Source organism: Bacillus cereus group sp. RP32, from assembly GCF_040459735.1.
Taxonomy (GTDB): Bacteria; Bacillota; Bacilli; order Bacillales; family Bacillaceae_G; genus Bacillus_A; species Bacillus_A wiedmannii.
Window position 1 is genome coordinate 3,514,168 of record NZ_JARVHO010000001.1, and the last position, 25,743, is coordinate 3,539,910.

The following is a 25,743-nucleotide window of genomic DNA, read 5'->3' on the forward strand; positions in this document are numbered from 1 at the left end:
ATAAAAATAAATCCTGCATAGGAGAGTGTATGTGTATGAAAAGAAAAAAATGGTTCTTGTCACTAACTGCAGTCGGACTATGTATCATATTTTTGGCTATGTACTTTATATTTGGTAATCCACTACATTATAAAGTAATAGAAAAAGATACTAGCGACTATCTCTATACTATACAAGGCTATAAGCAAAAAGAAATACAAAGCATAACCGGAAAATATACTCCCATTTATAATATCGGCTATTATGTAGAGGTAGTATATAAAGACGAACCTTATTTTACATACTCTTATACATACGATAATAATAAGAAAATAATACAAGACAACGGCATTTTAGGAAGACATACTGAGTCATTTAAAAATCTTAATTTAAACTGGTCATTGTTTGACGAGTTAGTAGACGGTATCCATACTAACTTGCAAGAAAGAGGTTTAAGCGAAAAGAAAGATTATTCTATACGCTATGTTCAATTCATTGATATCGATGATGATACAAACGGTGTAGAAGCATATGTTGACTTTAAGAAAGATAAAGAATCAGATTATTCATACCGTATGAATGGCCAAGGAACAGCTTATCAATATAGTTGCAGTAACGGGGAATGTATTTTTAAAGAAAAATAGTGTTAGAAGATATCCTCCTAACACTATTTTTCTTCATAATTCGGAATACACACAATAAATTCTGTTCCATTCCCTTCCTCACTCTCGACTTTTATTTCTCCTTGATGAAGGTCAAGTACCTTTTTTACAATGGCCAAGCCTAAGCCACTTCCTCCATAAGCACGATTGCGTGAAGAATCTGCTTTATAAAAACGTTCAAAAATATGTTGTTTCTGTTCTTCAGATATACCAATTCCAGTGTCACGAATACGTATTTCTACGAATTTCTCATGTTCTTTTAACTGAATTGTAATTGTGCCACGACTTGGAGTAAATTTAATACTATTATGAATTAAATTAATCCACACTTGACTCATACTTTCTTGATCCGCAATTATATGCACTTTTTCTAAATCAAGGTCTAATTCAATTTCTTTTTCAGCCCAGAGCGGTTCACTATTTAACACAGTTTGCTTTAACTGTTGATCTAATCGATAAGTCACTCTTTCTGGTGTATACTCTTCCGACTCTAAAAGAGTTAGTTTCAGTAAATTTTGGCTTAGTTTAGATAATCTCGTCGTTTCCGTTTCAATAATGGTAAGATAATGCTTTCGTTTTTCCTCGGAAAGATTGTTATCTTTTAGTGCTCTAGCAAATCCTTTTATAGAAGTTAAAGGTGACTGTATTTCATGAGAAACATTCGATACAAATTCCTGGCGCATTTTCTCCATCGCATTCAGTTCATCTGTCATATCATTTATACTTTTTACGAGTACACCAATTTCTCCATCATACTTTTCTTCATTTCGTATTTTTACGGAGAAGTCTCCTTTTGCAATTTTTTGTATCGGTTCAATAATAGTCCAAATCATTGCCTCTCGTTTTGGTCTCATTAATATCCCAATCAATGTCCAGATAAGAACAATAAATACAAAACCGACCATATCACTAATTAGAAAGGCTACAAACGACGATACATTTACTTCAAAAGCATTCAATATACTAGTTGCTACATAAAATGCGATAGACCAAATTATAGTGAGAAAAGAAAAAAGCGCTAATACCGCTCCCGTTACTTTCAACATCTTCAACTTACTCATTCGTTTTCTTTTCCTCATTTACTTACCTCTAAGCGATACCCTAATCCTCTTATCGTTTTAATACTAAACTTCGACTTCTCTTCTTGAAACTTCTCACGTAGTCGATTAATATGAACGTCTAGTGTACGTTCATTCCCTTCAAAATCATATCCCCATACATCTTCAATTAACTGCTCTCTCGCACAAGTTCTTCCTGCTTTAGAACCTAAAGTAAAGAGCAATTCGAATTCTTTTAGCGGTAATGTGACTGTTTGTTCTCCGGCTGTAACTTCAAATGTTTTACGATTTAACAGTACATTCCCAATTTGAATCGATTGCGACACTGTAATTTGGTAACGTTTCAATAACACCTTAACTCTCACTACTAGTTCTATAGGATCAAATGGTTTTACAAGATAATCATCCGTGCCAAGGTGAAATCCTTTTACTTTTTGAGACGTTTCCCCTTTAGCAGTTAGCATCAAAATCGGAATATCATAGTACTTCCTTAATTCAAAACATACATCAAATCCATCCATATTTGGCATCATAATATCAAGAACAACCATATCAACTTTTACTTCGTCTATTTTCTGAAGTGCATCTAGTCCATCAATTGCCTCATATGTTTGAAAACCTTCTCGTTCTAAAAATACAGAAACAAGTTCCCTAATATGCGGATCATCGTCCACTATTAAAATGTTAGGTATCAAAGAAACCATTTCCTTTCTAATTCGCATCCTTTATAAAACTTTTAAAAATGAATCATTAGTGGAGTAAAAACCCCACTGATGATTCATTTTATAATACGCCCTCTTTAATTTTCAATTGTTGCGTTGCAAATTCACGATACATATCATGTGTCTGTAATAATTCATCATGTGTACCGCTTCCTGTAAGATTCCCTTTTTCTATAAAGATAATTTTATCTGCATCCACAACAGTAGAAAGTCTATGTGCAATAACTAATGTTGTTCTGCCTTTCATTAAGTTATTTAACGCTTTCTGAACGACAGACTCTGATTTACTATCTAGACTGGAAGTTGCTTCATCTAACATAAGAATTTGTGGATTTCGAAGTAACGCTCGAGCAATTGCAATTCGCTGTCTTTGCCCTCCAGAAAGCTTCACACCACGCTCTCCAACTTCTGTTGCATATCCGTTTGGTAAATCATGAATAAATGCATCAACATATGCCATCGCTGCTACTTTTTCAATTTCTTCATCTGTTACTTCACCCTCAACACCGTAGCAAATATTATCACGAATTGTCCCATCAATTAACGGACTATCTTGTGAAACGTAACCAATTTGACGTCGCCATGATTGCAATGAATAACTCGTAATTGAGTCTTTTCCTAATTTAATAGCACCGCTAGTTGGCTCATAAAAACGTTCTAATAGTGAGAATAACGTCGTTTTCCCGCTACCACTTGGTCCTACGATTGCTGTTACTTTTCCTGATTCAATTGTGAAATCAATATTCTTTAAAACTTGCTCTTCTTCGTTATACTCGAAATGTACATTTTCAAGTACGATTGGCTGCTTAGCATTTGTAACCTTCATACCAGTTTCATGATCTTCTACTTCATATTCTAAAATTGTATTAATTCTTTCCGTTGCACCAATTGCCTTTTGGAACTGTGTAAAGAACATAGATAATTGACTCATCGGCATTATAATTTGAACTAAATATAAAATAAATGCTACTAGTTCTCCTGTTGTTAATGCACCGCTAGAAACTCGCATTCCACCATACCCTACGATAATAACAAGTAATGCCATTAAAACAAACGACATAACTGGTGAAATTAACGCTTGCACTTTTCCCTCTTTCAAGCCAAATTGTAATAGCTTTTCAATACCTTTATTTCCAGTTTCATATTCCTTTTTTTCTGTGTTCGAAGATTTCACTAAACGAATTTCTGATAATACTTGTGTTAATACACTAGTAAAAGAAGCCGTTTCATCTTGAAGTGCTTTTGAAATCTTATACATTTTTCGTCCAAGTGGAACTAAGATGAGTACTGATAACGGAATAACCGTTAAAAGTAAAAGTGTCATTTTCCAATCTAAAACAAATAGTACAATTAATGATCCAACAATTGAAATACCGCCTGTTAATAAATTTGACAAATGCTCAGAAATTAACGTTTTCACAACTCCTGTATCATTTGTCATACGGCTAATTGTATCGCCTGTTCTATTTTGATCATAATAAGTTACCGGTAAAATAAGCACCTTTTTCCACAAACGTTCTCTCAGTCCAGCTACAATCTTCTGTCCTATATAATTTAGTAAATATATAGACAATCCCGCGGCTATAGTTTGCATAATAAAGAATGCAATTAGCCCAAAAATTTGTCCTGTACTAATTGACGAAAGTGAAAAATTATCTACTAAGCCCTTCGTTAACATCGGTATAAATAAACTTGCTCCAGTAGAAAGTAAACTCATTAATAACGCAAAAGCAAGAATCCCCTTTGGAGGATTTGTATCTTGAATAAGGTGTAAAAACTGCCTCCAGCTCCCTTTTTTCTCCATCTCATTTCTAACTTCCATTTTTGTTCATCTCCTCGTGTTCAACCAAACTGTTCTTTCTAAAAGTAGAATACAATACAAATGTAAACTGAATGTAAACACACTTTTTCTGTTTTTACAAAATATACATACAAACGCATCTTTACAACAGATATAAACATCTGATATTATTACCTGGTACTTAATATTATTCTATGTGAATTATAGATAACTAATTTACAATACTGTATAAATCTCCCGTTATTGAAAGGAGTATCCTTTTTGCAAACAAATATACATTCCGAAAAGGAAACAATCATTTTTATTCATGGATTAGTCGGCAATCGTCGTGCCTTCAAAAAAGAGCATAAGCGATTTTCCGCCTCTTACAACATTATTACTTATGACTTATTAGGTCACGGCGACGATAAAGGAGAAGCTATCGAATTTTCATTACAGCGCCTCGTAGATCAACTATTGAAATTATATGAAAAAGAAGGTATTACAAAAGCTCATATTTGCGCTCTAAGTTATGGCTGTTATATCTCTACAATTTTTGCACAAATGCACCCAGAAAAAGTATTAAGCATTTGTCATATTGGTGGACATTATAATAATCCATCCCTTTTATATAACGTATTTCAAAAATTTTGGGAGAAGCGCGGAGACGAATACTCTAAATGGCTCTCTCAATATGCAAATACCATTTTTCCAAGTGGCATACTAAAGGCAAATCCGTTCGCAGTCATTTCAAGAAATATTTATTACCGTTTCGGATTGCAATTACATTCATCAATTATTTCCCAATCATTACGGCATCGTTTAGAATTCGATTTAAAATCTAAATTAAAATCACTTCCCCACCCTATATTATGGGTAATGGGTGAACATGATCATCTCTATAAATCTTGTCTTTTTGATTTAAAGTCCGTTCTTCCTAACGTTTTATATAAAGAAATACCGTTAGCAGGACATGCAGCAAACTTATTTCGTCCGAACTACTTTCATGACCTATACGCTCGATTTTTAAATGGGAAGTTACAGTAAAAACTACTACATTCCCAACTCAACTATAAAAAGGCTTCCCAAGTTTCCCTGGAAAGCCTTTTCTCTATACGAAAAGTATATAAACTACTTTTTCTTAGTATGCTTTTGTGTAACCTAACATGTGCTTGCTCCAGTAAGAGTTACTTACAGAACTAATACGTACACCAGTTGCATCAGTTTCTGCACTAATGAACTGACCGTTTCCTAAGTAAACACCCATGTGAGAAGGACCTGATTTATAAGTATTTTGGAAGTATACTAAATCACCTGGTTGTGGATTGCTAGTTTTTGTTTTAGAGCTCCAGTATCCAGCAACTGTTTGACGAGCGCCTTTATGACCAGTTTGATTTAATACGTAGTGAATGAATCCACTGCAGTCAAAACCAGCAGGTGTTGTACCAGCAGTTCTGTATGGTGAACCATTTAAAGATCTAGCGAATCCAGCGATTGAAGATGTATCTCCACCTGTTGTTGGTTTTTGTACGTCTTTACCTGGTTGTTGAACGTTATTTGTAACGTTATTGTTATTTGTAACGTTGTTTACTCCGCCTTTTACAAACTTAACGAAGTCTGCACTTACGTAACCTGTACGGCCGTTATGGTTAATTTTGTACCAACCATTTTCAGCGCCAGTAACGTTTAATACTTTACCTTGTGTTACGCCACCGATTACAGCGTTGTATGTAGCTGGGCCTGTACGTACTTTTAAAGCACCAGTGTTAACAACATAAGAACCACCAGTTTGAACTGTAGTAGTATTGTTGTTTGTAGTTGGTTGTTTTGTTTCGTTAGATACAGCAGAACCACCTTTTGTTACGAAGTCTTTGCTTACGTATCCAGTTCCACCATTGAAGTTGATTTTAAACCAATCTTCTACTTCTCCAACAACTTGTACTGTTTTACCTTTATTTACAGAGCCTAATACTGTATGAGATGTACTTGGGCCTGTACGTACGTTTAGTGAAGAAACGTTTACTGTGTAAGTACCAGTTCCTTGTTGAACAGTAGTTCCTGTTTTACCACCAGTCGTTACGAAGTCACCACTTACATAACCAGTTTGACCGTTTACAGTTACTTTGAACCAACCGTTTTCTTGTCCAATTACTTGTAGTACTTGACCTGATTTCACTTTAGAAATAACGTTATGTCCTGTACCAGCACCTGAACGTACATTTAATACATCAGCTGTTACCGTGTATTTTAATTCAGAAGTTGTTTCTACCTTTTTTGTTTCAGTTACAGTCGTTTGAGTTTGAGTTTGTCCATTAATTTCTTTTAGCGCCTCATTTGAAACTTGTGCCTGAGCAGAATCCATACCTGGAACTGCAACACCCACTACAGAAGCTGCTGCTAAACCTGCAATTACTTTTTTCATAAGTTGTCTTTACTTCCTTTCCCTACTATCCTCTTAAAAAAACTTATAAACTTAATACATTACAATATTATCAAAGTAAAATATTCATTAAGTTCCATTTTTTAACAAGAGTTTTATTTTTCACACAGAGTTCATTTTAAATGAATGAAGTGAATTCCGTGTGAACTTCATGTGAACTTTACCATTAAACTTATTGTTTTTGCAATGCTTTTTTCAATTCTCTTATGTATTTCATTGAAAATTCGACATTTCATTCATTATCTTAATATACATTTTCTATCCACTTTGAAAAACTCTATTCATCTAATCCAATGCAAAGAATGTATTTTCTAGTAAAGTCCCTTACATAAAGCATACTCTTATCATGACAAAAAATGCTTTTTTAATCAATAGTATAATATTTTCAGAAAACTTTTTTGATACTATCTATCACTTATAAAAGATTTGACGATTTGTAAGATTTAACTTCAAAAATTCTGTTCTAATTTGGCGAAAACACACACACCACTACCTATTTTTCACTAAATATGGAATTTATAGGATATTTATATTATCATATATATAGTGGCATTTTAACCAATACAAATTTTATTTACCCTACACTGAAACCTATGGAACTTTTACAGGGCGGTACATTGAATTTTGAGATGGAAGTCTTATTGCCCGCAAATAATGGGATTAAAAAAGGAGGTATATTTATGAAAAACATAATAGATGATCCTATAAATAAAAATATAGAATTGTACTCTGCTTTTTTTCAATTCGTTTCAATTATTACCTTACAAAAAATATCAACTATTGAAACACGTAAAAACGAATTAAAAGATCAGATGAAAAATTCCTATCAAAAAAATCCTTATTACTTATAAAAGGTGAACAGGTTGTATCCCTGTTCACCTTTTATCTCGCATTATTTATAAATTTTCACACGATTTTCTAAAGGTTGGTATTCTTTTTCACCTGCAGGTACCACCGGTTTACCAAACGGCATTTGCGCAGTAAGTTTCCAGATTTCTGGAACTTCCCATTCTTTTCTCACTTCTTCATCAATTAATGGATTGTAATGCTGCAATGTAGCACCAAATCCTTCAATTTCTAAAGCTGTCCAAATTGCAAATTGTAACATTCCTGAGGATTGCTGTGACCACGTTGGGAAATTCTCTTTGTATAATGTAAAGTTTTCTTGCAGTTCTTCCACTACTTGACTGTCTTCAAAGTATAAAACCGTTCCATAACCACTTTTAAATGCATTCATTTTTTCTTCAGTAGATGCAAAGTTATTTTCAGGTACAATTTTTCGTAACGTTTCTTTCGTAATATCCCATAACTTATCATGTTGTTCTCCTAGCAAGACGACAACGCGGGCACTCTGAGAGTTAAAAGCTGAAGGTGTATGTTTTACAGCATGATAAATCACTTCTTGAATTTTTTCATCAGAAACTACTTGCTCTTTACTAATCGCGTAAATAGATCTTCTGTCTTCAATTGCTGTGTAAAAATCTTTTGCCATCATAATTCCCTCCAATTTTCATTTGAGGCTTTTTCATATGTATACATCATGTTCCGCCTCTTAAAACTTATCATTAATAAGCTTCTAACTTTATACTATCAACAAACAATAATAAACTCAAACAATAATAAACTCAAATAATAATAAACTCAAATAATAACACTCACATTTTTTACCTTTTTACTTCCTAATACTAACAATAAAAAGGCAATTTATTGTTACCGATAATAAGTAACAACAAATTGCCTTGCTTATATGATGATCCAACTCAGTATTTCACTTAATTAACTAAGCCAAAAGCATAAGACATTAGCTTGTTCGTCTCTGTAAAACGCTGCGTTTTACCTTTCGTTCCCATTACAACAGTAATAATACGAGTATCACCTTGTTTTGCTGTACCCGTAAAACAATACCCCGCGCTATCTGTAAATCCTGTTTTTAATCCGTCTATTCCTTCTATATATAAAGCTTTATTATTTTTGTTTAACATATCATTTGTACTTATAACATTAATATTATTAAATGCTAACTGACTTTGACGTAAGTGAGTCACTTCTAATATTTCTGGATAGTCTTTTATTAGATGATACGCCAAGTTTGCTACATCAGCAGCCGTCATCTTCGTCTCACTTCCATCAGGTTCTTGTAGTCCTGATGCATTTGCGAATTTAGCATAATCCGACATTTTTAACTCCTTCGCTTTTGCATTCATAAGCTGAACGAAATCTTTCTCCGTCTTAGCCATATGTTCTGCTAAAGCTACAGCCGAATTATTTGCCGATTCAATCATTAATGCATGGTACAAATCTTTAACAGTCAATGTGTCATTCACTTGGACTGGGATTCTCGCACCCTCTGTTTGTGCCGCTTTCGTACTCATTTTCACCGGATCTTCCCAGCGAACTTTCCCATTATGTACATTTTCTAATAGAAGATACGCTGTCATCATCTTAGACATGCTTGCTGGCGCAAAAGCTTCTTTTTCATTATGTTGATAAATAACTTCTCCATTACTCGCATCAATAATCATAGCTGCTTTTGCATCAATTTTCGGTGGTATGTACTTTGGTGGCACTACTTTTTCAGCTAATCCTGTTTTAGGTAGTTCTGCCACCTGTAAAGGTTGTCCCTCTATATTTGTTGCACTCTTTTGAGTTCCTTGGAATAAGAACCAACATATCCCTAAAATAATGACTACTAGGATCGTCAGCCTTCCCCATTTTAACCGCTTCATTTCAAAACTCCTTTAGCAAACCTTTTATACACTCACGTTTAACCATAACAACTTTCCCTTTATATCGTCAAGATAAAAAGTCTATTTATTCATCTATAACAATTATATTTCAATATATTTATGTTACAATGATACTGAAATATAAGAATATTCAACAATATATTCACGCGGCTAAACTATTTAATAGAAGGGATTCATACAAATGCCACTTCCAAAATCATTAAAATACGGAGACACAATTGGGATTTACTCACCTTCTTCTCCAGTAACCTACACTTCTCCCAAAAGATTTGAACGAGCGAAATCTTACTTACAACAGAAAGGATTTCATATATTAGAAGGTTCACTAACAGGTCGATATGATTATTATCGTTCGGGTAGTATACAAGAGCGTGCTAAGGAACTGAATGCTTTAATAAGAAATCCTAATGTATCTTGTATCATGTCAACAATTGGCGGTCTAAATTCTAATTCCTTATTACCTTATATTGATTATGATGCTTTTCAAAATAACCCTAAAATAATGATTGGCTATTCAGATGCAACAGCTTTATTACTAGGGATTTATGCAAAAACAGGAATTCCTACATTTTACGGTCCGGCACTCGTTCCCTCTTTTGGAGAATTTGAGCCTTTTGTAGATGATACGTACAAATATTTTGCAGAAACATTACTGCATGACCAAGCACTTCCTTACAACATAAAACAACCTTTATTTTGGTCAGACGAATTTATTAATTGGGAAGAGAAAACGAAAGATAAAGAACTTAGACCAAATAATTGGATTTCTGTAACAAACGGACAAGCTACTGGACGTGTTATTGGTGGCAACTTAAATACAATACAAGGAATTTGGAGCAGTCCTTATATGCCATGTATTCAAGAAGGCGATATTCTATTTATTGAAGATAGCTCAAAAGATGCAGCTACCATTGAAAGAAGCTTTTCATTCCTAAAAATTAACGGTGTATTTGAAAAAGTTTCAGGCATTATTCTTGGAAAACATGAGCAATTTGATGATTGTGGTACAAATCGCAAACCTTACGAAATACTTTTAGAAGTACTCCAAAATCAAAGGATTCCTTTACTAGCTGACTTTGATTGTTGTCATACCCATCCGATGATCACTATGCCTATAGGTGTTCAAGTGAACATGGATGCAACCAATAAGTCGATACATATTTTAGAAAAATGGAAGATATAAAATAAAACTTTAATCAGCCATCACCAATTGGGCTGCCCGGCAAGCAGTGTGATAAAAACTCTTATATTATAGGAAGAAAATATAATGGACTTTTCCATTAGAAAACATAAAAAAGCTCCGTTATTACAACCGGAGCTTTTCATTATTGCCCTAAATTTTGTATCTTATCTTTCAAATCTCGAACTTGATCTACCGTCTGCATAAGCTCAGAGTTTTTAAATTGCTCTACATCTACTTTTCCTTCTTCTATCTTTGTCATTGCCGTATCAATTAACGTATTTAACTTTTCGTTATATCCGACAATTTGCTGATGAAGATCCTTTGCTACATCAGGTGGCGTTAATTCATTGAATGCGGGTATGTCTTGTTTAATTTCACTAAGCTTCGTTTCTAATTCTTTTCGAGCTTCGCTATCATTAACAGCCTTTTCTGCTAATGCTGGTGCATCATTTGCAAATGCACTTATTTCATTTACATAGTCTGTCGCTTTTTGCGCATAATCTAGGGAGTTCTTTCCTTCCTCTACTAGTGAACATCCCATTAATCCAATTGAGACTATACATGCTAATAAAATTGATTTTATTTTCATTGTAGGCTCCCTTCATTTTTATAATTGTCTTCAATTTTCTCTATCATAACTTCTATCTAAATTACTTAAAACCTTTTTTCAAATAGCTATTTAGCCTCTTACATGCCCGATTACAGTTACAACATCTATTTCTATATGTACGCTAATAATATCTTCAATTATATCCATATATCCTTGTCCTATAGCTGTTCCGTAGTGTAATGTAAGCCCCTTCTTTTCATACACTGATTTTGGCACTGAAAAAATAAATCTCCTCAAGTTCCTTTCATCAGCTGGTTCCATAATTAAAACTATCCCATCCTCATCAAACATATACGCTCGCCCTCCAACTTTACATTCACTATGGCTCAGTATTGCCTTGGTCAGCAAAATTTAATACATAATAAGTTAAAATACATTCTGCTTGTCATAAAGTAAAACTTTAATCAGCCCTCACCAATCGTTTTTTACTGGCAACAAGGCCCCAACCTAACTTCATTCCTTTCGCTCAATTTTGAGATGGGGTTTTACTGCTCGGCAAATAGCGGGAGAAAAATACAAAGCATTCATTCTTTTTTATTAAGAATGAATGCTTTTTAAAAAATCAATTTCTAACTCTAGCATCTTTTTTTGACGAGGCTTTACTTTTTTTACGGGAACTCCAGCATAAATATACCAATCATCTAAACTCTCTTTCACCATACTCATCGCGCCTACTGCCGTGCCTTCTCCTATAGTTACATTTGGAAAAATAATAGAATTAGCACCAATAATCGCATGTTTTTTTAAAATAACTTTTTCTGTTTTCACATTCCTATATTGATTCGGAACAGTTGGCCCCATTAAAGTATTTCCACTGAAATCATCAAGTACTGCATATACGATTGTTTTAGCTGAGATATTTGCAAAGTCATACATTTCAATCCCAACTTCCCCTCCATATAACGCTGTATACGCTGATATATGCGAATAACTTCCAATTGTGATTTTACCACTTAAAATACAAAAATCATCAATTCTTACATTATTACCAACTGATATAACACCTGGATTATATATACTTGCTTTTTTACTAATCAATACATTTTTCCCAACAGATAAAAATCCAATTTTCTTTAGCTCTTCTTGACTATAAAAACTATTCATCTGCCGACACCACCTTCTGCCTTAAACAGATTACAATTTGTTCTACTATTTCTTTCGTCATTCCTTCCCATAAAGGTAAACTTACTATTCGTTTGGCTATTTTATTCGTTTCTATTAAATCTGTAGACTTATAAGTTCTAAAAAGAACTTGTTGGTGGCATGATGGTGAAAAGTATAATCTAGCTTCTATTTTCTGTTTTTTCAGTTCTTCTATTACTTGTATGTTGTGAACTTCTTCCGGACAAAGAATAGGCATAAATTGTTGAATAACTGCTTCTGTCTTTTGGAGTTTCCATCCTTTTTTCATTAATCCATTACTTTGTAACAATTGTTTATACCATTCAGAAATACGGGTGCGTTCTTTTAATTTTTGATTCCATTTTTTCATAGTCGCAATCCCAACAGCTGCCGCATATTCAGACATTTTACAATTAAACCCCATCATCGTACATTCACGATTTTTATCAAATCCGAAATTACCCATTCTTTTAATACGTTGTATATCTTCTTCCTTTTTACTATATATGAGCCCTCCTTCACCAATTCCGAACGGCTTTGTTGCATGAAAACTATATACGATCATACCACTAAAATCCTGACCGTAATGCATACTTCCATTCATTAACCCAAACCCCGGTGCCGCATCTACGACAACCGGAATTCCCTTCTTCTCTAATTCTTCATATTCTTCTAAGTTCATCCATGATCCAAAAGTTGCGTACGGGACAACAATCGCAACCTCTTCTTTTAATTCTTCAATTTTATCCAAAAGTACTGTTTTATCCATATACCAATCATCTATTGAAATATCAATAAAATAAGGCTCCAACCCACACCAAATAGCCGCTAATGGAGTCGCAGGGAATGTAAAACTAGGCATGAGGGCATACTTTCCGTTTCTTCTTTTCTTAAGTTGAATAGCGGCCATTAACCCTGACGTTGCGTTTGCTACCGTTGTAACAGCTCCCCTGTTCTGAAAAAATTCGGACATAATTGTTTCTTCAAAACGTTGATTTATAGGTCCATAATTCGTATATATGTGAGATGTATCAATTTCCTTCAATTCGTCCAAATACTCAATTACAGGTACAGTTGAAGCACGTAAAAAAGGAATATTCTTCATATCTATCTATTCCTTCCTATCATTTTCGGACAATATAGAGCATATCTGTTTCAGATAATCCAAATTTCCTAGCACTTTTCATTCCTTGTCTTTCAGCTATGTTATATAATTCCACCTTAAATCCCGCATTCATTAATCGTTGAATGAATCCCGATTGATTATAAATTCTCACATGATCTTCTTGACCAAAAGCTAATTTCCTCAATTGTGGTGTTACAATTAATTCATTCTCTATAATAGAATCTACATTCATTACGATTGGTACTTGAATAATTCCCCATCCATTTGGCTTTAAAACTCTATATAACTCTCGCATTGCTTTGTCATCATCAAGAACGTGTTCTAATACATGGCTACATAAAATTACATCAAAAGTATTACTATCATATGTAATTCTTGTAACATCAATTTCCTTCATCAATGGATCCTTTGGCTCTAAATCCCCACATACATAAGTAATATTTTTATACTCGTTAAACCAATCTCTTACCTTCGCTTCAGGTGCAATATGAAGCATTGTATAATTTTCACTTAACAAGTCCGTTTCCGTTTCAATGTACGCACGATACAATCTTTCACGATCCATTGAACTACAAACTGGGCATATCCCTGTATCTTTATTCCACATCTCAAATTTATATTTCGGAAAATCATAATGTGCTGGCCAAGGTGAAAATTTTTCAAATTGTTGATTGCAATATTGACAATAACAAGATTCTTTCTCAAACATATAAGCAATTAGCTTGTTTAACCCTTTTTTTATCTTTTCATTATAAATTTGATCTAGTTCTCCATTTCTTACTGCATCCTTAACTATAAATCCCGCATTTTCTAAGCAATAAGATAAGCTCTCTTTATAATCTCTCTCAGAACTTAAAAATCCACTATTATACGCATCTATAATTAATTCAGCCCATTCTTCAATTGTCATTAAAATAAAATGCATTTGTTTTTGATTTTGTCCACTATGTTGTCTAAAATAACTAAGAGGTTCTTGTATATAAACTACTTTTCCTTTCCTCATCATATCTAGCCAAGTTGCAATGTCATTAATGGCGGAATAAGCCTTTCCTTTAAAATACCCAAACTTCCCTTCAAACAAATCTCGATTAAATAGAACAGTTGTCGGCTCACCAACTATATTTTTTAAATTTTTTAATATGTAATTCCCTAATTCTTTCCCTTCAAAAAGTGTAGTTTCTTTCGCAATTTTCATATTCAATGTTGAGGGTGGTAATATCTCTCCATTCTCATCAATCAGTTCACGATATGACGTCACAAATGAAATATTTTCTAACGTCAAAAAGTATTTCATCATTCTCTCGATCTTTTCATGATGAAATAAGTCATCATCTAATAAAAAGTTTATATAATTACCGTTCGCAAGTTCTATACACTTATTAAAGTTTTCAGCAACTAAAGGTGTTTCATTTTTAACATATGTAATACACTCATATTCACGTAAATACGGTTGAATCATAGCATTAACTTCATTATTTGTACTGTCGTCAGAAATAATAATTTCAATATTTTCATATGTTTGATTCAGAGCGCTATTGAGCGCTAATTCCAAGTAATAAGGTCTATTGTACGCAGGAATAAGTATACTTACTTTCGGTAAAGGAGAATTATTATTTATATGTTGTTTCTTCTTTTCTATGTTTATTTTCTTTCCCCTAATTTTTTGATAATAGTCTAATGTATATAATATCGATGATGGAACTATCCTTCTTGCATAATCTAGAAAATTAGTTATCGCTTTGTCTAACTCTTTTTCGTTGGATAAGAAACCATATTTTTCCCCTGCTATCATAATACTATGTGAAAAGTCTTCTAACCCATCCATTATTTTATTAGATTCATTTAACTGTTGATCTGGATGTAATCGAAAGTAACTAAGTGTCTCTGCTATATATACTGCTTTTCCTTTACTTAATAAAGATAACCATGAAGCGATATCTACGTTACATAGATACCTCCTCTTATCAAAAACCCCATACGGTTCTTGTAAATCATTTTTACGAAATAAAACTGTTGTCGGTTCTCCAATATAATTTTTTTGATCTACAATTACCCTATTTCCTAATTCTGTTCCCTCTATAATCATATCCTCTTCAAATAAGCGGACAGTTGAATAAATATGTCTTAGTTCTTTCCCTTTATCATCAATTACTTGACGATGAGATGTTATAAGCTTAATTTCATTATCTAGATCATTGAAAAAATACTTCATCATTTTTTCAATTTTATTCACATGAAATATATCATCATCCATTAAAAAATTTATATACTCACCGTTCGCTTCATTAAATAACATTAGCGCATTTTCAAATTGTCCGAGAGTTGACCTGTTTTTTATATAAATAATATTTGAATGATTACATAAGTATTTTTGTAGCATCTTTTCTGTTTCGTCATTCGTGCTATCATCTCCAACTATAATTTCTATATTAGGGTATGTTTGTTCTAACACACTACATAACGCTTTTTCAAAGTAGCGAGGACGATTATACGTAGGAATTAAAACACTTACCAATGGAAGTTGATCTCTCGCCTCTTCAGTTCTTTCAAAACGAGTTCTCATTTTACTCTCTCACCCCTTCGCATATTATTTGTATACTCGATGCAAAATCACATTACTTAACTGTATGGAGCCTATTTACTTTTATGCAAACATGAAACAAAATATCATACTTTTCGTTCCTGAATAAACATATTTAATAACGCGGACATTTTATTTGCACCTTTTTTATTCATATGATCACTATCATAAAAATCATCATCACAAAATAATGGTGAATCAAATAAATCTATGATTTGAAAAGAATATTGAGTTTGAAAATCATTTATAACTTTATAAAAATCTGCTTTTAATTTCTTACTACTACAATTGAAATAATGTGAAGTAACAGGAAATACAACGATTAGTGGCTTTATATCATTTTTTAACAGTAATTCTAAATATGTTTTAAAAATCGTTTTATTTTCAACTAAAGTATGAGGATAAGACAATTTAGCATGTGAAGCTGCTCTTATTTTCCCATGTTCTTCAAAAGGAATATGAAGGGGAGTGGTATTCCATTCAGCATTTATCCAAGGTAGTTTCAATGATTCATCTTTTAGTTCGTCTAGTAAAAGATATTCAAAATGCAAATTAAAAATAGAAAAAAGTGGTTTCGGAGTATCTAGATGTGAGAATCCATCAGTGGGTAGAGGAGAATGGACTACAGTATGATGACCGTCTTGAAACAATGGATAATATACTTTGTGAATTCTATATACTTCAGATGATAACGACATGTCAAAGTAAAAAGAGAAATAAGCTATTCCTATCAAACAATATTGAAATGAATGATCGTTTGATAGAAGTTGTGACGCTATTAAATAATCATAGTATAGATCTTGCGATGGAAGTGTTAATTTTATTGACTTTTTTGAGAGGAGCTCCGTACTTATGCCACAATGCGGATAAGACAAACCGGTAGCAAACAATTCATACGTGGGATCACTCTTTACTTTTTTCATAGACATGTATAAAAACATAAGATCTGGATTTATTTGATATATAGAAATTAATTTATTCCTCCATTCATACATGTATTTTGTTAAATTAATAATTTTTTTACTTTGCACGCCCTTGTTTATCAATTCATTTGTAAGTTTTTCTGCGTCCACTCTCCAAATGACTATATATTGAAAAGAATTTTCTATACGAACAATAGTTGAAACGTCTACAACATGAACTATTGTTTTACATTTATTTTTGTCTAATGCATTTTGAATCCTTCCCCCTGATACTTCATCACTTAAAACAATAATTTTATACTGCTCCTTCATGTATATCCCCCTCCATTATATGTATAATATGAAATTCATTTTTCATTCATAATGATCATATACATCTGCAATCCAACATTAAAAAAGAATAGAATATTCATTTCAAAACAAAAATAGCTCCACCATTTGGCGTAGCTATTTTTACAATTATTACTTATTCAAACTATATTCCTTTATCTAACTCATAAAGCTTTCGATACTTCTCGTTTTCTTTCAGAAGTTGTTCATGACTGCCTTGCATCACAATTTGACCACGATCAAGGAATATAACTTCATCTACATGTTCAATTCCTACAAGGTGGTGTGTAATCCAAATAACAGTCTTTTCTTCTGTTGCAGAAAACATTGTTTCTATTAAAGATAGTTCTGTCTTTGGATCTAAGCCGATCGTAGGTTCATCAAGTACAATAATTGGAGCCTCTTGCATTAGCGTTCTAGCAAAAGCAACCCGTTGTCTTTCTCCACCAGAAAACCTTTTTCCCATTTCATGCATTTTTGTTTGCAATCCATCTGGAAGAGAAGCTATATGCGAAGCTAATTGTGCTTTCTCTAAAGCTGTCCATATCTCTTCATCCGTAGCCTCTGGTTTACCGATTCGCACATTATTTCCAATTGTCGTATCGAATAAATGCGGCTTTTGATTCAATACAGAAATATATTTTGATAAAAGATTCGTATGAGCATGTTCACTATTCAGTAAAACTTCACCATGTAACGGGCTTAGCGCACCTGCTAACAATTTTAACAAAGTAGATTTTCCTGTTCCACTTCTTCCTAAAATGGCGATTTTCTTTCCTGCCTTTATTTGCAGTGATACTTCTTTCAATACAAATTCATTACTATCTGGGTAACTATACGATACATTATTTAATTCAATGTCTATATGTTTTGATGCAACATAATCTTTATCCTCATGTAATTCCTTTTCATCCTGTAAAACATCATTAGCTTCTACTTTATTTAGACGATGAGCAGATTCTACATATGATGGAATTCGATCGATAGCATCTGAAAGAGGAATAAGCGCGTTTGTGACTGATAACGTCATTAAGACGAAAGCCGCAATAACGGTAGGTGCAATCTGTTCACTTGCCGCCTCATTTCCAGTCCATATGATCATTGAAATAACTACAATCCCCACTACTAATTGAATGATACTGTCCCGAATATGATTCCAGCGCTTCATTCTTTTTTCCGTTTTTAACAACTGAGCATTTTGCTCTACATACTTATCAATGAATTCATCTTTTCTACCACTTGCTTGCCAATCAGATAACCCAAAAACAGCGTCTGTTAGTTGTTGATACAAACGGCTTCTTCCTTGCTTTAAAGTAACATGATGCTGCTTCATTAAAAGTAATGATACAAACGGAAGAAGAAAAACGATAATAGCCAACATACATGCTGTAATAAGTGCAAATACTACGTCAAATGCACCGATAACAAGTACGAATATACTATATACAACTAATGCTAATAGACTAGGAAATATTGTACGTAAATATAGGTTTTGCAAATGCTCTATATCTTCGGATAATATACCTAACATATCGCCCGTTTGAAATCGTGAGCGGAAAAATAACGCCTGCGGTTCTACTATTCTGTATAGTTTCGTTCTCATCTTTTCTAATATGCGTAGTACGACATCGTGTCCAACTAAACGCTCTAAATAATGAAATACCGCTTGTCCTATACTAAACGCACGTGTTGCAACGATAGGAACATATACAGCCATTACATTTTCTGGTCTAAGAGCAGATTTAGAGATTAAATAACCTGAAATGAAAAGTAACATCGCACCTGAACTAACTCCAAGAAGACCAAGGAAAATAGTTAAAGTCATTCTACCTTTATTTTGCTGTATATAAGGTTTAATCCAGTTACTCATCTCTATCCCCTCTCTTTCCTTTGAAAATGTAATGCCTCATTCTTTAAAAGTTCTTCATACGTGCCGCTTTCTATCATTTCCCCTTTATTTAAAATAAGAACATGATCCATCTGTTTCATCCAGTGAAGACGATGTGTTGCAAGAAATACTAGCTTACCTTCAAACAGACGTAACATCGCTTGCTTTATTTCAAATTCAGTTTCAATATCAAGATGTGCTGTAGGCTCGTCTAATAAAATAATTGGCTTTTTGCTTAAAAGTGCACGCGCCATAGCGACACGTTGTTCTTGCCCCCCACTAAGCATACGTCCACCTTCTCCAATTCTTTCATACATCCCGTTCGGAAGCGATGTAACGAGTGAACGAAGACCAACTTCATTAATAACTCTTTCCACTTCTGCATCAGTTGTATTTGTTTCATAGAAACAAATGTTATCTTTTAATGAAAGTGGGAAAATATAAGGTTGCTGCGGAATATAAACAATATTCTTTTGCCAATCTTCTCGAGTAGACCCGTCAATTTTCACACCATTTATTATCAGCTTTCCACCCGAAGGAGTTAAAAATCCTGCTAATACGTCAATTAACGTCGATTTCCCTGCCCCACTTTCACCAATTACACCTATAGCGCCGGTGCCTTTCCAAGTAAAATCAATTCCCTCTAATATAGCTTTTTCAGATTCACCACTCTTTACTTTTACATCTTGTAAATTCAAGTTACTAGAGGAATTCCAGATTAGATCTACATTAGATTCTTTCTTTCCTATTTCTTTTTGCTGCTGTAAAATCTCTTCTATTTGCTCCATTGCAAGTTGTCCATCTAACGTAGCATGATAATTCGCTCCAACTTGTTTAATCGGCAGAAAATATTCTGGAGCTAAAATTAAAATCGTAAGGGCTGGCAATAGTACAATTGTCCCATCTATTAAACGTATCCCTAATCCGACTGCCACAAATGCGATTGATAAACTCGTAAAGAAATCTAATGCAAAAGAAGAAAGAAAAGCAACTCGCAAAGTACGCATCGTTGCTTTTCTATACCTTTTACTTACTTTTTCAATCTTTCCTTCGTGTTGTTTACTTTTCCCTAAATACTTTAATGTTTCTAATCCTTTTAATGTATCTACAAAATGATTAGAAAGTACTCGATATGTTTCATATTGGCTATCCGCCATTTTCTGCGCTGCTAATCCTAGTAGGATCATAAATGTAATTACGATAGGGATCGTTACAACTAAAATGATTCCAGACTCAATATCTAACGTAAAAACATATAGTACAATTAGTCCCGGTACGATACTACTTCTAATCATTTTAGGAATTGTTAATTCAATATATGTTTTAAATTTCTCAATACCTTCAATCGATAAGGTAACCAGATGACCTGTTCCAGCAGTTTGAACATACCGTGGACCTAATGTGAAATACGCCTCTATTAATTGTTTTCGCAGTAGCGATCCTGTTTTTTCAGCGAAACGTTCCACTAATATTTGCGAAATTCGAACTAGCATATGACGTACTGCAAACGTGATTCCAAAATAAACCGTTTCATTTAACACAGATTGCACTGTTTCTCCTTGAAATAAAAACGTAATAGCCCGTGCTAAAAACACTGTTTGCCCAATAATACTTATAGCTTCTAAAATGCTAATGATTGTTAACACTACATATAAAACTCGGCTACCAGGATACGATGGAAGTCCTCTTTTTCTTTTCATTAGTACTCCAAATCTTTATCTGACTTAACAGGTTGTCTAAACACATAGAAACTCCATATTTGACTTCCCAAAACAAATGGCAATATAGCAATTGAAAAATACGTCATCAGTTTTAGTGCATAATCTCCCGATGCTGCATTATAAATTGTTAAATCGTATATTGACCCTAACGAGCTAATTAAGACACGTGGGAACATGCCGGCAAACACACTCGCACTTAGTAAAATGATTGTTAAACTCGTCATAACGAAAGCCCAACCATCTCTTCTTCTTTTATTTAATAATGTTGACGCACATAATGCTACAAAAGCTCCGATCGGAACCATAATCCACTCTGTACCATGACCAGTGAATATATCTGTTTTCCATAACCCTACACCGGCAAAAATAAGAAGTGCTATAATTGCAAGCGGTGCAATTTTCAACGCAGCAATACGTGCACGTTCTCTTAACTTACCAGTTGTACGTATAGTAAGGAATTGCAATCCGTGAACAATACATAGCAGAAGGAACATAACTCCTCCAAGTAATGCAAATGGATGAAGTAATGGTAAGAATCCACCTACAGCATTTTTCGTTTCATCAATTGGAATACCTACCATAAAGTTAGCAATTGCAACTCCCCAAAGAACAGGCGGTAGTAAACTTCCTAAAAACATACCCCAATCCCAAAAACCTTTCCATTTATGATTGTCTATTTTCGCACGGAATTTAAAGGAAACCCCTCTTATAATTAAAGCAAGAAGCATAAATACAAACGGAATGTAAAACCCGCTAAATAAAGTTGCATACCAGTGCGGGAATGCCGCGAACATAGCTCCACCAGCACAAACAAGCCATACTTCATTCGCGTGCCAAAATGGGCCAATTGTATTTAAGTAAATTCTTTTCTCTAAATCGTTTTCCCCTAAAAACCTTGAAACTATACCTACACCGAAATCGAAACCTTCAAGTACAAAGAAGCCTACGAATAAAACTGCAATAATGATAAACCACAACTCATTAAGAGATAACATACTCTTCCTCCTTATCAAATGGATCATGGCTTTGAGAATCCTGTTTCGCTTTCTTATTCTCATGTCCTTTAATAATACGAACGAATAAGTAAATAGTGATTCCACCTATAATTAAATATAGTGATGTGAATGAAACTAAAGAGAATAATACTTCTCCGAACGTAACATTTGGAGATACAGCATCTTCCGTTTTCATAACACCGAAAACTACCCAAGGCTGACGTCCCATTTCAGTCATAATCCATCCTACTGTATTACCGATAAACGGTAGTGCAATTGCATACACCATTAATTTTAAATACCAAGTTTTTTCAGCTAAACGATCTTTTCTTGATAAGAACCATCCGTATGCTCCTAGAAGAAGCATAAATGTTCCACTCATTACCATCGCTCTAAAACTCCAGAACATAGTGTGTACTGGCGGTATATAATCTCCAGGCCCATATTTTTCTTCATATTGTTTTTGAATTTGATTCATCCCTTCTACTTGACCACTAAATTTATCAAATGATAATAGACTTAGCATATAAGGGATTTGAATTTCAAACGAATTTTCTTGCTTCTCTGCATCAATTTTCGCAAATACTGTAAATGGCGCTGGATCCTCACTCGTATTCCATAACGCTTCAGCTGCTGCCATTTTCATTGGATGCGTCTTAATTAATTGTTGTGCTTGCGCATGACCGAAGAATAATACTAACGCCGTTGTAAGTGTTCCAACAATGATAGAAATGCGGAACGATTTTTTAAACACTTCAGTTTCTTGAGCTTTCGTTATTTTCCATGCACTCACACCTGCAATAAAGAATGCACCAGTTGCAATCGCCGCTGTAATTGTATGCGGGAATTGTACCCATAATTGTGGGTTTTGAATAATCGCTAAGAAATCATTCATTTGTGCACGTCCATCTGCTGCCATTTCATATCCTACTGGCGATTGCATAAATGCACTTGCAGTTAAAATCCAAAATGCTGATAACATTGTTCCAATTGAAAGGAGCCAAATACATAACAAGTGAATTCGCTTCGGTAATTTGTCCTCACCGAATACCCATAAACCTAGGAATGTAGACTCTATGAAAAATGCTAATAAGCCTTCAATTGCAAGTGATGGACCAAACACATCACCTACGAAACGTGAATATGTTGACCAGTTCATGCCAAACTGGAATTCTTGTAAAATACCAGTTACTACACCTACCGCAAAGTTAACTAGGAATATTTGTGTCCAAAACTTCGTCATTTTCTTATAAATTTCTTGTCCCTTTACCACGTATAACGTTTGCATTAACGCAATGATAAAAGCTAAACCAATAGACAGCGGAACAAAAAAGTAATGGAAAATCGTTGTTGATGCGAATTGTATTCGTGCCAATTCGAGCGTTTCCATACTACAATCACTTCCTTCATAATTTTTTATATCGTAATTTCAATTGAGTTGTATGTATAAAACAACTCAAATCTTAGAAATATAGAAAGATAAATTTGTTTATGTACTTTTAGAAAATATAAATTTTCAGTTTTCAAGATCATTACAAAAGAACTTTCTCATAAAATTTACCTTTTCACTATTTCAGTAGTGTTTTATCCGTTAATCGAATTGTATAATATACCTGCATAGTAAATTCAGCTGATTTTTGACGTATTATTGACATCATTTTGTCTGAAATATGTCTTTTGTCATTTTTTTGAATTAGATTTTTCTCATTAATAAAATGTATTTTTTCAATATAAGACTTACTCTCATATCAATAAAATAATCATTTCTCTCTTCATACACTTGACTTTCACACGAAAAAATGTCCTCTAAACCAACGGAGAAATCAGTTTGTTTTTTGTCAAGAGAAAAATATATTTCTAAAATTCAAACACGAAATAATGTTATTCAAAAATAGAAAATACCCTCCCTCTTTCTAGATTAAAAATTCATTTTTTTGCCATTTTTCAAACTAAATTAATACATAAAAAAATACCGAGAATCGATTAGACTCTCGGTATTTTTCAAATTATTTTGCTGTATGTTTTCTTACAGCCGGTAATATTTCAGTAGCAATTAATTCGATATTTTTCTCAATTTTATTAAGTGGCACACCACCAAAATCAATTTGTGCCATAAAACGTTGTTGTCCAAACAATTCATATTGGTAAAGCATTTTTTCAATAATTTGTTGCGGGCTACCAACCATTAATGCGTCACGATAATCTACTGCATTTGTAAATTGGTGCTTCGGATATCCACCACCGCGCAGTGTAAGCATACCAGCATTAATATGAGGATAGTATTCACTAAGTGCATCCTGTGAATTTTTTGCTGTATAAAATAAACTCGTTGTTGCAACTGGTAAATTTGCTGGATTAAATCCACTTTGCTCAGCAGCCTCACGGTAAGCATCTACTGATCCTTTAAAGTTAATAGCTGGACCACCTAGTGTTGTTATCATCATTGGCACACCCGCACGTCCTGCTTTAATTGCACTAGCTGGCGGGCCACCAACTGCACGCCAAATTGGTAAGTTATTATTTTTCGCTCTCGGAATAACCGATGCATGTGCAAGCGGCGCTCTGAACTGTCCGTTCCATGTTACATGTTCCTCTTTATTAATTTTTAATAAAAGATCCATCTTCTCTTCGAATAATTCTTCATAATCATTCACGTCATAACCAAGCAAACTATATCCCCCAATACGAGATCCACGACCAGCCACGATTTCTGCACGTCCATTAGAAATCAAGTCAATTGTAGCAAAGTCCTCATATACTCGTACCGGATCAGATGTACTTACTATCGTTGCTGAGCTTGCAATTTTTATATTTTTCGTAGCTTGTGCAATAGCTCCTAAAATAACTGTATGAGCTTGCGTTGTAAAATGCGTTTGATGACTTTCACCGACAGCAAATACATCAAGTCCAGATTCATCCCCTAACTTAGCTGTTTCAATTAATTCATGAATTCTTTGTTCTGCACTAATTTTCTCTCCGTTATGTGGATTTAAAACATGATCCCCAATTGAATATAATCCAAACTCTATTCCTTTACTTGTATCCATACGGTATTTTTCCATAGTTGCTCTCTCCTTTAATTCAGTCGTATTCATATTCTTCAATTATTTTTTCACTTGATTAGTCAATTGATAGTGTAAAAAAAATTACTCTTACGGCAATTCTTTTTTTTCACTATGCTTATGAACTTTCGTCATTAGCTCGTATAATATTTTCTGCTCTTCTTCATTTAATACATCATCAAAAAACGATGATTGAAATGCAAGTTGCTCTGGCAATGCTCTCTCTAAAGCTGCTTCCCCTTGCTCTGTAAGACTAATTGTTTTCGTTTTCCAGTCTTGTTTTCGTACAATATATCCTTCTTTTTCAAGACGAGTTAACATTCGAGAAATACCGCCTTGTGTAACAGTTACCTTTTCAGCTAACTCCATTTGTGTGAGTGGCTGATACGTACGTATTTGCAAAAGCACATCAAATTGAGCTGTCGTTAAATCAAACCGTTTTAAAAACTCATTTGACATCTGATTACTTTGGTTCGTAAATCGTATTAAACGTAACCATATTAATGACCCTATCGTATTATCACGCATATTTGATCACTTCCTATCGTGAATCTTACTATCACTTTACTACGCAAGTGATAAAAAAGCAAGAGAAAAAGTGAAAAATATCTCATTAGAGTATTGCATAAATAACGATAAGAAAGAATTCATATTTAAATGAATTCTTTCTTATCGTTATTCTTAACTTTCCATTTCATTCATTGCTATATTTAAAGCTCCCACTGCTTTGGGCCAACCAACATAAAAAGCCATATGTGTTATTAATGCGATCATTTCATTCTCTCTTGAATACAATATTTAATTGATTCATTCA

22 protein-coding genes and 1 pseudogene are annotated in these 25,743 nt (G+C 33.7%); 4 read left to right on the plus strand and 19 right to left on the minus strand.

The window, feature by feature from the left end:
* The first annotated feature begins 35 nt into the window (after nucleotides 1–35).
* Complete coding sequence (locus QCI46_RS18085) at nucleotides 36–623, plus strand: DUF3139 domain-containing protein (protein WP_353841060.1); 588 nt, start codon at nucleotides 36–38, stop codon at nucleotides 621–623.
* Nucleotides 624–646: 23 nt separating this feature from the next.
* Here QCI46_RS18085 and hitS read toward each other — a convergent pair whose 3' ends face one another.
* The 3 genes from hitS to QCI46_RS18100 all read right to left on the minus strand — a co-directional run bounded on the left by hitS (nucleotide 647) and on the right by QCI46_RS18100 (nucleotide 4,243).
* Nucleotides 647–1,720, minus strand: a complete 1,074-nt coding sequence (gene hitS / locus QCI46_RS18090) for an envelope stress sensor histidine kinase HitS (RefSeq protein WP_353841061.1) — start codon at nucleotides 1,718–1,720, stop codon at nucleotides 647–649.
* Complete coding sequence (hitR, locus tag QCI46_RS18095; RefSeq protein ID WP_327960490.1) at nucleotides 1,717–2,394, minus strand: envelope stress response regulator transcription factor HitR; 678 nt, start codon at nucleotides 2,392–2,394, stop codon at nucleotides 1,717–1,719. The genes hitS and hitR overlap by 4 nt, the downstream gene beginning before the upstream one ends.
* An 88-nt stretch (nucleotides 2,395–2,482) precedes the next feature.
* A complete protein-coding gene (locus QCI46_RS18100; RefSeq protein WP_353841062.1) occupies nucleotides 2,483–4,243 on the minus strand; it encodes an ABC transporter ATP-binding protein in 1,761 nt (586 codons plus the stop codon).
* A gap of 240 nt (nucleotides 4,244–4,483) precedes the next feature.
* On the opposite strand from QCI46_RS18100, the gene QCI46_RS18105 reads away from it, so the two are divergent.
* Nucleotides 4,484–5,248, plus strand: coding sequence for an alpha/beta fold hydrolase (locus QCI46_RS18105; RefSeq protein ID WP_088063066.1), 765 nt, complete (start codon nucleotides 4,484–4,486; stop codon nucleotides 5,246–5,248).
* A 94-nt stretch (nucleotides 5,249–5,342) separates the two neighbouring features.
* Here the strand turns inward: QCI46_RS18105 and entFM are convergent, their stop codons facing one another.
* On the minus strand, nucleotides 5,343–6,623 hold the full coding sequence (gene entFM, locus QCI46_RS18110) for an enterotoxin EntFM (RefSeq protein WP_353841063.1): 1,281 nt from the start codon (nucleotides 6,621–6,623) through the stop codon (nucleotides 5,343–5,345).
* A gap of 698 nt (nucleotides 6,624–7,321) precedes the next feature.
* Between entFM and QCI46_RS18115 the strand changes: the two genes are divergently transcribed.
* The gene (locus QCI46_RS18115) at nucleotides 7,322–7,492 is read left to right on the plus strand and encodes a hypothetical protein (RefSeq protein WP_048543210.1); all 171 of its coding nucleotides are present in this window, start codon (nucleotides 7,322–7,324) and stop codon (nucleotides 7,490–7,492) included.
* Nucleotides 7,493–7,533: 41 nt separating this feature from the next.
* Here the strand turns inward: QCI46_RS18115 and QCI46_RS18120 are convergent, their stop codons facing one another.
* Nucleotides 7,534–8,136, minus strand: coding sequence for a nitroreductase family protein (locus QCI46_RS18120; protein WP_327960488.1), 603 nt, complete (start codon nucleotides 8,134–8,136; stop codon nucleotides 7,534–7,536).
* Between the two features lie 277 nt (nucleotides 8,137–8,413).
* Nucleotides 8,414–9,367 (minus strand): D-alanyl-D-alanine carboxypeptidase family protein, encoded by a 954-nt coding sequence (locus QCI46_RS18125; RefSeq protein WP_088121899.1) that lies wholly within the window; start codon nucleotides 9,365–9,367, stop codon nucleotides 8,414–8,416.
* A 202-nt stretch (nucleotides 9,368–9,569) separates the two neighbouring features.
* Between QCI46_RS18125 and QCI46_RS18130 the strand changes: the two genes are divergently transcribed.
* On the plus strand, nucleotides 9,570–10,571 hold the full coding sequence (locus QCI46_RS18130; protein WP_127814727.1) for a S66 family peptidase: 1,002 nt from the start codon (nucleotides 9,570–9,572) through the stop codon (nucleotides 10,569–10,571).
* A 142-nt stretch (nucleotides 10,572–10,713) separates the two neighbouring features.
* On the opposite strand, the gene QCI46_RS18135 is transcribed toward QCI46_RS18130, so the two are convergent.
* The 13 genes and pseudogenes from QCI46_RS18135 to QCI46_RS18195 all read right to left on the minus strand — a co-directional run.
* Nucleotides 10,714–11,160: a DUF6376 family protein gene (locus QCI46_RS18135; RefSeq protein ID WP_327960485.1), complete on the minus strand. Its 447-nt coding sequence runs from the start codon at nucleotides 11,158–11,160 to the stop codon at nucleotides 10,714–10,716.
* 90 nt (nucleotides 11,161–11,250) lie between these two features.
* On the minus strand, nucleotides 11,251–11,472 hold the full coding sequence (locus tag QCI46_RS18140; protein WP_063224199.1) for a hypothetical protein: 222 nt from the start codon (nucleotides 11,470–11,472) through the stop codon (nucleotides 11,251–11,253).
* Nucleotides 11,473–11,718: 246 nt separating this feature from the next.
* Nucleotides 11,719–12,285: an acyltransferase gene (locus QCI46_RS18145; protein WP_353841064.1), complete on the minus strand. Its 567-nt coding sequence runs from the start codon at nucleotides 12,283–12,285 to the stop codon at nucleotides 11,719–11,721.
* Nucleotides 12,278–13,408 carry an aminotransferase class I/II-fold pyridoxal phosphate-dependent enzyme gene (locus QCI46_RS18150; RefSeq protein WP_353841065.1) on the minus strand — a complete coding sequence of 377 codons (1,131 nt, stop codon included), beginning with the start codon at nucleotides 13,406–13,408 and terminating at the stop codon, nucleotides 12,278–12,280. The genes QCI46_RS18145 and QCI46_RS18150 overlap by 8 nt, the downstream gene beginning before the upstream one ends.
* A gap of 19 nt (nucleotides 13,409–13,427) precedes the next feature.
* The gene (locus QCI46_RS18155) at nucleotides 13,428–15,992 is read right to left on the minus strand and encodes a glycosyltransferase (RefSeq protein WP_353841066.1); all 2,565 of its coding nucleotides are present in this window, start codon (nucleotides 15,990–15,992) and stop codon (nucleotides 13,428–13,430) included.
* A 104-nt stretch (nucleotides 15,993–16,096) separates the two neighbouring features.
* Entirely contained in the window at nucleotides 16,097–17,245 is a 1,149-nt protein-coding gene (locus QCI46_RS18160) for a hypothetical protein (RefSeq protein WP_353841067.1), read from the minus strand.
* A gap of 163 nt (nucleotides 17,246–17,408) precedes the next feature.
* Entirely contained in the window at nucleotides 17,409–19,133 is a 1,725-nt protein-coding gene (gene cydC / locus QCI46_RS18165) for a thiol reductant ABC exporter subunit CydC (RefSeq protein WP_353841068.1), read from the minus strand.
* 2 nt (nucleotides 19,134–19,135) lie between these two features.
* Nucleotides 19,136–20,851, minus strand: coding sequence for a thiol reductant ABC exporter subunit CydD (cydD, locus tag QCI46_RS18170; RefSeq protein WP_353841069.1), 1,716 nt, complete (start codon nucleotides 20,849–20,851; stop codon nucleotides 19,136–19,138).
* Nucleotides 20,851–21,867, minus strand: a complete 1,017-nt coding sequence (cydB, locus tag QCI46_RS18175; RefSeq protein ID WP_000950075.1) for a cytochrome d ubiquinol oxidase subunit II — start codon at nucleotides 21,865–21,867, stop codon at nucleotides 20,851–20,853. Before cydB ends, cydD begins: the two co-directional genes overlap by 1 nt.
* Nucleotides 21,854–23,257 (minus strand): cytochrome ubiquinol oxidase subunit I, encoded by a 1,404-nt coding sequence (gene cydA, locus QCI46_RS18180; protein ID WP_000448888.1) that lies wholly within the window; start codon nucleotides 23,255–23,257, stop codon nucleotides 21,854–21,856. The genes cydB and cydA overlap by 14 nt, the downstream gene beginning before the upstream one ends.
* A gap of 616 nt (nucleotides 23,258–23,873) precedes the next feature.
* Nucleotides 23,874–24,929, minus strand: coding sequence for an LLM class flavin-dependent oxidoreductase (locus tag QCI46_RS18185; protein WP_353841070.1), 1,056 nt, complete (start codon nucleotides 24,927–24,929; stop codon nucleotides 23,874–23,876).
* Between the two features lie 90 nt (nucleotides 24,930–25,019).
* Entirely contained in the window at nucleotides 25,020–25,457 is a 438-nt protein-coding gene (locus QCI46_RS18190; protein ID WP_327960474.1) for a MarR family winged helix-turn-helix transcriptional regulator, read from the minus strand.
* 153 nt (nucleotides 25,458–25,610) lie between these two features.
* Nucleotides 25,611–25,712, minus strand: a pseudogene (locus tag QCI46_RS18195) (carboxymuconolactone decarboxylase family protein); the annotation flags it as partial.
* Nucleotides 25,713–25,743: the final 31 nt, after the last annotated feature.

Coding starts and splice junctions, on each gene's coding strand:
- QCI46_RS18185 (WP_353841070.1), bottom strand. CDS start 24,929: ATGGAAAAATACCGTATGGATACAAGTAAAGGAATAGAGTTTGGATTA.
- QCI46_RS18120 (WP_327960488.1), bottom strand. CDS start 8,136: ATGATGGCAAAAGATTTTTACACAGCAATTGAAGACAGAAGATCTATT.
- QCI46_RS18190 (WP_327960474.1), bottom strand. CDS start 25,457: ATGCGTGATAATACGATAGGGTCATTAATATGGTTACGTTTAATACGA.
- cydC (WP_353841068.1), bottom strand. CDS start 19,133: ATGAGTAACTGGATTAAACCTTATATACAGCAAAATAAAGGTAGAATG.
- QCI46_RS18115 (WP_048543210.1), top strand. CDS start 7,322: ATGAAAAACATAATAGATGATCCTATAAATAAAAATATAGAATTGTAC.
- hitS (WP_353841061.1), bottom strand. CDS start 1,720: ATGAGGAAAAGAAAACGAATGAGTAAGTTGAAGATGTTGAAAGTAACG.
- QCI46_RS18125 (WP_088121899.1), bottom strand. CDS start 9,367: ATGAAGCGGTTAAAATGGGGAAGGCTGACGATCCTAGTAGTCATTATT.
- QCI46_RS18145 (WP_353841064.1), bottom strand. CDS start 12,285: ATGAATAGTTTTTATAGTCAAGAAGAGCTAAAGAAAATTGGATTTTTA.
- cydB (WP_000950075.1), bottom strand. CDS start 21,867: ATGTTATCTCTTAATGAGTTGTGGTTTATCATTATTGCAGTTTTATTC.
- QCI46_RS18140 (WP_063224199.1), bottom strand. CDS start 11,472: ATGTTTGATGAGGATGGGATAGTTTTAATTATGGAACCAGCTGATGAA.
- QCI46_RS18135 (WP_327960485.1), bottom strand. CDS start 11,160: ATGAAAATAAAATCAATTTTATTAGCATGTATAGTCTCAATTGGATTA.
- cydA (WP_000448888.1), bottom strand. CDS start 23,257: ATGGAAACGCTCGAATTGGCACGAATACAATTCGCATCAACAACGATT.
- QCI46_RS18150 (WP_353841065.1), bottom strand. CDS start 13,408: ATGAAGAATATTCCTTTTTTACGTGCTTCAACTGTACCTGTAATTGAG.
- QCI46_RS18160 (WP_353841067.1), bottom strand. CDS start 17,245: ATGAAGGAGCAGTATAAAATTATTGTTTTAAGTGATGAAGTATCAGGG.
- QCI46_RS18155 (WP_353841066.1), bottom strand. CDS start 15,992: ATGAGAACTCGTTTTGAAAGAACTGAAGAGGCGAGAGATCAACTTCCA.
- cydD (WP_353841069.1), bottom strand. CDS start 20,851: ATGAAAAGAAAAAGAGGACTTCCATCGTATCCTGGTAGCCGAGTTTTA.
- QCI46_RS18085 (WP_353841060.1), top strand. CDS start 36: ATGAAAAGAAAAAAATGGTTCTTGTCACTAACTGCAGTCGGACTATGT.
- QCI46_RS18100 (WP_353841062.1), bottom strand. CDS start 4,243: ATGGAAGTTAGAAATGAGATGGAGAAAAAAGGGAGCTGGAGGCAGTTT.
- QCI46_RS18130 (WP_127814727.1), top strand. CDS start 9,570: ATGCCACTTCCAAAATCATTAAAATACGGAGACACAATTGGGATTTAC.
- entFM (WP_353841063.1), bottom strand. CDS start 6,623: ATGAAAAAAGTAATTGCAGGTTTAGCAGCAGCTTCTGTAGTGGGTGTT.